At 40.1% G+C, this 6875-nt stretch carries 5 protein-coding genes and 1 pseudogene; 2 read left to right on the top strand and 4 right to left on the bottom strand.

From position 1 onward, the window contains the following. Together AB3Y94_RS13080 and AB3Y94_RS13075 are read right to left on the bottom strand one after the other, a co-directional pair. On the bottom strand, positions 1-1275 hold a 1275-nt coding region (locus AB3Y94_RS13080; protein ID WP_367296580.1), incomplete at its 3' end, for a DEAD/DEAH box helicase family protein. Positions 1276-1438: 163 nt separating this feature from the next. Further along, positions 1439-1570 (bottom strand): annotated as a pseudogene (locus tag AB3Y94_RS13075) (DNA-directed RNA polymerase subunit beta); the annotation flags it as partial. A gap of 247 nt (positions 1571-1817) precedes the next feature. Here AB3Y94_RS13075 and AB3Y94_RS13070 point away from each other — a divergent pair. Next, positions 1818-2624: a hypothetical protein gene (locus AB3Y94_RS13070; RefSeq protein ID WP_367296579.1), complete on the top strand. Its 807-nt coding sequence runs from the start codon at positions 1818-1820 to the stop codon at positions 2622-2624. A 70-nt stretch (positions 2625-2694) separates the two neighbouring features. Here the strand turns inward: AB3Y94_RS13070 and AB3Y94_RS13065 are convergent, their stop codons facing one another. Continuing rightward, positions 2695-3036 carry a hypothetical protein gene (locus AB3Y94_RS13065; RefSeq protein WP_014919559.1) on the bottom strand — a complete coding sequence of 114 codons (342 nt, stop codon included), beginning with the start codon at positions 3034-3036 and terminating at the stop codon, positions 2695-2697. A gap of 169 nt (positions 3037-3205) precedes the next feature. On the opposite strand from AB3Y94_RS13065, the gene AB3Y94_RS13060 reads away from it, so the two are divergent. Continuing rightward, positions 3206-5539, top strand: a complete 2334-nt coding sequence (locus tag AB3Y94_RS13060; RefSeq protein WP_367296578.1) for a mucin-binding protein — start codon at positions 3206-3208, stop codon at positions 5537-5539. Positions 5540-5557: 18 nt separating this feature from the next. Here the strand turns inward: AB3Y94_RS13060 and AB3Y94_RS13055 are convergent, their stop codons facing one another. Next, positions 5558-6478, bottom strand: a complete 921-nt coding sequence (locus AB3Y94_RS13055) for an IS30 family transposase (RefSeq protein WP_367296577.1) — start codon at positions 6476-6478, stop codon at positions 5558-5560. Positions 6479-6875: the final 397 nt, after the last annotated feature.

Raw genomic sequence — 6875 nt, 5'->3', positions numbered from 1 at the left:
ACCATACCAATTACTATTGACAAACGCTGCCCGAATTTCCTTTTGCATCTTACCAAATTGCGACCGGTGGGCTTCATCAACAAAGAAGATCACCCGTTGCTTTAAAGTCTTACTAAAGCGGGATTGCTTACCGGTTGCCAGCTGGGCTTGCGTTTTTTTGACCGCCCGATGAAGTTTTTGAATCGAGGTGACCAAGACCTTACCGTCATTTTGTTGCAACTTACGCATTAAATCACCGGTATTTTGGGCTTCGTTAATGGCAATATCGTCATTGGCAGCATAGGCACTAAAGTTGCTGGTTGTCTGTTCGTCTAAATCCCGCCGGTCAACTAAGAAGATGACCTTATCGACACCGGGATCTTGCGCAGCTAATTTAGCGGTTTTATATGAGGTGAGTGTTTTACCAGAACCCGTGGTATGCCAAACAAAGCCATCTTGATGGTCATGAATCCGGTGCATCACGGCTTCAATCGCATAAATCTGATAAGGCCGTAAGAGAATTAAGCTCTGACGTTCTTGGTCGATGACCGTATATTCACTGACCATTTTGTGGGCCATGGGAATATTAAGGACTTGGCGCGTAAACGCTAAGCCGTTTTCCACGGGGTGATTATCCCGCGTTCGCCAATTAAACAAAAAAGCTTTATTGAAATGATCCGGTTCGGCATTCGCAAAATACGCCGTACTATCCGGCGTCATAATCACAAACATTTGCAACAGCGAGTAAATTCCCGTATATTTACCTTCCTGTGCGTATTTTTCAATTTGATTAAAAGCCTGGTTAAGTTCGACCGTGGCTTTTTTTAGTTCCAATTGAATTAAGGGTAACCCATTAATCAATAGGGTTACGTCAAAACGGCGATCAGGATCGACATCTTGAGTACCAGCTAACCGTGGTCGCACTGCTTGCCGTACCACTTCATAACTAGATTTACCGCCAGCAACGTCCGCTTTCCAAAACAACTCGAGCGTAACCGTGCCCAGCTTAGCATCATCACGTTCAACTTCAACTTTGCCAATGCCATTTTCGGCGGCTAGTAACTTAGCTGCTTCGTAAGGTGTCCGGACCTCAATCGCCCGTTTAACCTGATTAAATTCGGTATCAGTTAAAGGGTGTCCCTGCAATTTAGCATAGTTATTGTTATTTAATTTATCACGAAAATTAGCCCATAATTGATCCGGCGTCGCACCATACAGGTCTTTGCGTTCCACCCATTGATTGCTTCCAGTCGTTAAGGTTTTAACAACTTCTTTTTCAAACGACAGTTCCAACATAAAAACATTCCTTCCCCCACCTTTAAATTACTCACTAGTTTATTATACGCGAACAGATTAGCGTTTAGGCTTCATAATTTAATATAGCTAGGATACAAATAAAGCCAAATAGACAAGCATCAAAAAAACGGAAGGTTAATTATTAAGTAACCGTTCCGTCCTTTTATGTTGAAACATTTCGAATTTCTGGTAGTGGGATAAACCGATCAGCATCAACCACAATATCATTGGCATTGTAACCATGAATCAAGGTGGTGATATCTGGCCAATGACGGTTGTTTTGGTCAACCCTCCGATCGGAAATAGCCACCGCCTTAACTTCTCTACAAAATACCATTATACAGGGAATCTATATCACTATCCAAGTTTTAAAACAAATTTGCCTGATCGCTATATTACTAGTGAGAACCAATTTAAACGGATTAACTTTCAGGTTAATCCTTATATTACTAGTAGGACACGGACAAAATTTGAAAGAAGGCTTTAAAACTTGGTGACGTAGAACAGTAAGACGCTTGATAATTATAAAAATAATAATACAAATGCAAACAAATAAGAAAGAAGATTTTATAATGTTGAAAGTTATACAATTATTTATAGGTCAATCATGGGAACTAATTTTAAATATCATCCAATGGATTAGCATTAACATATCGGTAGGTTGGTTAGCATTCGGATTAGCAGTAATAACATTTTTAAGAAATCGTCACAGGAAGCTGAGACAATCTTTTGAATACTCCTCAGGAAACAACAATTTTGAAACAGCTATTTCCATATATAATGACAGTTTAGGCACTGAAGCGTCTGAACTGCTAGGAATAATGGTTACAGACAAGAAATTCTATCTATATCGAAAGTTGTTGCCATACATCATTCGAGTAAAACTTAGATTGTGCAAAGACAGCAATAGTAAGACTACGCATACGACAAGGTCTTGGACATATCGCTTATTTTTATTGTTTATAGATAAGATAAAGTCTAAGAACTATAAAAAGCAATATGAAGATAAGGACTTATATCCTTACCTTCAAATGGTGAATATTCAAAATGGCGATGAAATTTCGGCGACTGGTTTTATTCCCATCAAAAGTCACGAAATGAGAACTATTGTTATTCCTAAAGGACGCTTTTTAGACGCAGTTAAGAATCGTCTTACGTCTAATTATAAAGCATTAAAGCGCTTCGTTAATAAAAAGCCCGTTTATATTTATTTCATATATCAGACCATGAGTGGCACAGTGAAGGAATTTGTCGTTGAAACAGATTATCAAGACTCCTTGGGAAAAGATTTAGATATGGAATATTTAACAAAAATTCTTGCTGTTCAAGATAAATATAAAACAAAATAAGTTCATATCAAACGGCCATTAGGGTATACCCTAGTGGCCGTTTTTGATCCATTATCAATGGCTTTTTAAATTAGGGCCTAGTACTTTTGGAATGGAAATACTTTCCAACACCAAAAATTCTAGACCCGATAAAATTAGTGATTTCCTGATAATTGAATGGGATATTGGTGGTGTTAATATGAGGAATCATGGTCAATATCTGATTATGATCAATAGGGATCATACCAACGTAGAAGTTGTTTAAATCAATAACGGTCAAAGAATTAGGAACACGCAGTTTAAGCGCTTCTTGGGCTAAAGCTTTCATATTATAGGCATTATTATCAGATATTAAAGTAATATCACTGCCTTCACAAAGGTAGAAATCTGCTGAAGCAACATTACCAAGTAGCTGAAAAGTTGACTGATTCATGATATCTCCCTGACTATTTACAAAAAAGTGCTTTATTTTGCAGAATTAGGCATGTCATTCTTATTCTACGAGTATATAATTAAAAATAGGTTAGCTCAATATAATTGAGGGGAAGGAGTTTACAGGAGTTTATAAAGGAAGAAATTAAAAATAGGTTAGCTCAATATAATTGAGCGGGAAGGAATTTATAATGGGAGAAAAGAAATTACATTATAAAATGTATAAAGATGGCAAAAAATTCGTTTTTGCCGCAATTGCTACAATGTCTTTTTTTGTCTTCGGTGGGGTATCAACGGTAGCAGTTCATGCTGATACCACCTCAGGGAACTTAACTGCCGCCACTGTAAAAAGCACTAGTGATACGAAGAGCGCTGCTCAATCAGCAGCTACTGTAGCAAGCAGTGCCAGTGATAAGAAGAGTGCTGCTCAACCAGCAGCTACTGTAGGTGCCAATGATACGAAGCGTGCTGATCAATCAGCAGCTACTGTAGGTGCCAGTGATACGAAGCGTGCTGTTCAGCCAATGGCCGATAATGCAACTTCTCAAAAGAATCTTGACGGTAAAACCCTATCAAACTTAACAGATACTGATAAAAATGGAATACAAACGAACTGGTCGCGTGATAAGTCAGCTGATACAGGCAACTCTGAATCACAAACGTCTGCAGTGAAAACGAACGCATCAACGCCAACTAGCACTGAAGTTTCTAGTTCGTCTGCAAGCTCTGGTCAACAAAAAATAGATAATAGTGCTGCTGCATCATCTCACTCCGATTCTGTGAGTGTTGCTTCGACAGCGAGTTCCAATGCTGAGGCAGACAATCATTCAGACACTACGAGTGAGGTACAAGCGGTAACTTCATCAACATCTACTGAGCAAACTGAGTTGATGGCTGCAGCAAAAAATTTGAGCGTAGGTAGAGCCACTAGCCTAGATCTGTTATCCGATACTGATACCACGCCTGCCACTGACATTACAGCCTCTGCCACTTTGCAATCGGATCACGACCTCTACACCGAACCGACTAGTGATCCCACTCAGACCAACCCATGGACAGGGCAGCCAACTTTTATGTATTTGAATGATCCTAACGATGCAACGGCAATCCTGCCTTACACTGATGAACATTACATTCATTACCCAACAGCTACTGGCTGGACAGGATACGTTTATTACGTTACTGATGATGCGGCCCGTGGGTCTGAATTTGGAACAAAAGGTTTTCATCAGCTACATCTCTGGTATGCTGGCGACCCTTCTAAGGGATATGCAATTGCACCGTTTGAAACACCCGGTAACCCTGCTGTTGATACTTATTACCACCTTTATCCTGATCCACAGCAGGCCACAATCGTCTATCTTGATGACACCACTCATAAAATGCTTCACTATACAAATCTCAAAGGTGGGCGGACCTCTTCGATTTCAAACTATGATCAAACCAACATTTTGAACGCATATGCAAATCTTGGTTATGAAGTGGTTAGCAATGATTTTACAAAAGGATTTAAATATGGAGACGGCACTACAAAGCAGCAATTTCTTGTTCATTTAAAGCACAAAATTGCTACGGCAACGGTTACGACGCCAGGTAAAACGGGGCAGCCGTTTGATCCTACAGTGCCAAATGGTCCAAAGTGGCCGAACGGTTTTGAAAAAGATTCTTTAAACAAGGTTGTTACGCAAACCGTTCACTATGTTTATACCGACGGCACAAAGGCGGCGGATGACAAAACCGATCAAGTGACGTTTACGCGGACAGGGACCATTGATGAGGTTACAGGCGACAGTTTGTATCAAGCATGGACTGCAACCAACGGGGATACGACGTTTAATAAAAAAATTTCGCCTGTAATCACCGGTTATACGCCCGATCATCAGTCAGTCGACGAAGTCACAGGTCTGACGGAAACTAGTGCTAATGTAGTGACAACTGTAACGTATGCGATAAATAAAGAGACAGCTAAGGTCACATACATTGACGATGCAAATGGTCAAACGCTAGAAACCAAAGATCTGAGCGGTAATTTCAATACGATGGACTCATATCGAACAAAGCCAACGATTGATGGCTATTTAGGCAATGGCTACACATTTGTCAGTGATAACTACCCAACTGATGGGGTTGTCTATAGCCAGGATGGCACTGTGCAACAATTCTACGTTCACTTAATTAAGAAGACTGCGCCAACGGAACCAAATAAGCCATCGACGCCAGAGAAACCGAATGTACCGAACAAGCCATCGACGCCGGAGAAACCAGACGTACCAAATAAGCCGTCAACTCCGAAAAAGCCAAGTAACGCTACTAACAATGGAGTAATCAATACGTCGACTAATATAGGATCTAAAGTTAACAACGGTGCTGTTAATTCACCAGAATTACCTCAAACTGGTGAAAACAATAGTCAAAGTCAAACAATGTCATTTATTGGTATTTTGTTGGCAATGTTTGGAAGTTTATACGGTTTTCTTGGTATCAAGAAACGTCGTAATGATTAACCATGGAAAATTACAAGTTTAATCCGAACAAGCCCGGAAACTTTCAATGGCAGTTTGTTGATGATGGATTTTTAATGGCCGTTGGTTAATAAGTTCAAGCGCTGCCAGGATTTCATCTGTCGTTACCTGGCCAAAGTTAGTCTTTTTCGGGAAGAACCAACGTAACCGTCGATTGAAATATTCATTGGAACCCCGTTCCCATGGTGAATATGGATGGCAAAAATAAACTTTAATTTGATAGCCTTGTTCTATGGATTGATAATCGGCAAACTCTTTACCATGATCAACAGTTATAGATTTCACTTGGGAACCAAAGGTTCTCATAAACTTTTCAAAGGCGCTATTTAAGGCCTTGGCAGTTCGGTTAGGGGCTTTTATGGCCCATAGAAGTCGCGTCTTACGTTCTACAAAAGTGACCAGGCATGCTCGTGACGCTTTCCGGCCAGAAAGCACTGTATCTACTTCCCAATGACCAAAAGCTAACCGCTGATTAACAATTGTTGGTCGTTGTTCAATCGAAGTCCCACTTGTAAATGTGCCACGGTGTTCATTAACTCGACACTGTCGGATATTTCGATTAGGTAGATCAGCTAATTCGAAAGGTAACCAGCCACGATTAAGCCAATTATAAATTGAAGCGGTACCCAAGTTAAAAGCAGTCGCGACCGCTTCTGGTGACCAGGTTAATCGCAAGTGATTGGTAATTAAAGTCACTAATGATGATGTTAGAATCGAATGGCGACCGCAAGCCCGTCTTTTGCGATCAGCATCTTGTTGGGCCAATTCAGGGTCATAAGGTTTAACCCGGTTCAATTCATAGTGAATGGTAGATTTGGCAACGCCTAAAGCGTCAGCCATATCTTGGTAAGTATGATGACCTTCACTGACTAGTTGTGCTAGCGCGCCACGTTGAAAACTTGATAAAGTAGAGATACCCAAAGTAATCGCTCCTTATAGTTGGTTGGAATTAGCTACTACCATTGTAAGAGATTGCTTTGGGCTTTTTTTAATTTTTGTTCGGATTAATTATAGAATTTACCCCATTAAATAAATATATCTGTAGCGAATATAGATTATTTAAAGAGGACCCTGAAGAATATTATTATTCTTCAGGGTCTTTATTTGGCTCTACGTCGGCAAGAATGTCAATAGGCCGGACAAAAGAAGTTACGGTCTGACGAAGGCACTTGGTTATTTCTTAAATTCACGCATCATCAGGTCTTTTACCAGTGTTTTATTTTGTTTTGATGTGACCGAGGAACGACAAACAAAGTTGCGAGATAAACCCAGTTTTGATTGATCAGGTGAATATAGGTGATGTCAATGGTAACGACCC

Source organism: Levilactobacillus yonginensis (genome assembly GCF_964065165.1).
Taxonomy (GTDB): domain Bacteria; phylum Bacillota; class Bacilli; order Lactobacillales; family Lactobacillaceae; genus Levilactobacillus; species Levilactobacillus yonginensis_A.
The sequence above is the reverse complement of the archived record's forward strand: the minus strand, read 5'-3'. Positions and strand labels throughout refer to the sequence as shown.